The organism is Roseixanthobacter psychrophilus (assembly GCF_043195195.1).
Taxonomy (GTDB): Bacteria; Pseudomonadota; Alphaproteobacteria; order Rhizobiales; family Xanthobacteraceae; genus NCEH01.
Genome location: NZ_JBAFWT010000164.1, coordinates 1 through 693, shown reverse-complemented (window position 1 = coordinate 693; position 693 = coordinate 1). Strand labels below are relative to the sequence as shown.

The 693-nt window shown below is 63.1% G+C and carries 1 protein-coding gene; it reads left to right on the top strand.

Annotation, left to right across the window (positions count from 1 at the left end):
• Positions 1–693: EF-Tu C-terminal domain-related protein (locus V5F77_RS29015; protein WP_429008506.1), on the top strand; the 693-nt coding region annotated here is incomplete at its 5' end.

Below are 693 nucleotides of genomic sequence, written 5' to 3'. Positions count from 1 at the left end.
GACATCCCGATCATCCGCGGCTCTGCGCTGATGGCGCTTGAGAACAAGTCGCCTGAGCTTGGCCATGAGGCCGTGCTGAAGCTGATGGCCGAGGTGGACAGGTACATCCCGCAGCCGGAGCGTCCGGTTGACCTGCCGTTCCTGATGCCGATCGAGGACGTGTTCTCGATTTCGGGCCGCGGCACGGTGGTGACGGGCCGCGTCGAGCGCGGGATCATCAAGGTGGGCGAGGAAGTCGAGATCGTCGGCATCCGCGCGACGCAGAAGACGACGGTGACCGGCGTCGAAATGTTCCGCAAGCTGCTGGACCAGGGCCAGGCTGGCGATAACGTCGGCATCCTGGTGCGCGGCACCAAGCGCGAGGACGTGGAGCGTGGACAGGTTGTGTGCAAGCCGGGCACGGTGAAGCCGCACACGAAGTTCAAGGCTGAAGCGTACATCCTGACGAAGGAAGAAGGCGGCCGTCATACGCCGTTCTTCACCAACTACCGCCCGCAGTTTTACTTCCGCACGACGGACGTGACGGGCATCTGCACGCTTCCCGAGGGCACCGAAATGGTGATGCCCGGGGACAATGTTTCGATGGATGTGGCTTTGATCGTTCCCATCGCCATGGAGGAGAAGCTGCGCTTCGCCATCCGTGAAGGTGGCCGGACCGTCGGCGCTGGCGTCGTCGCTTCAATCATCGAGTGA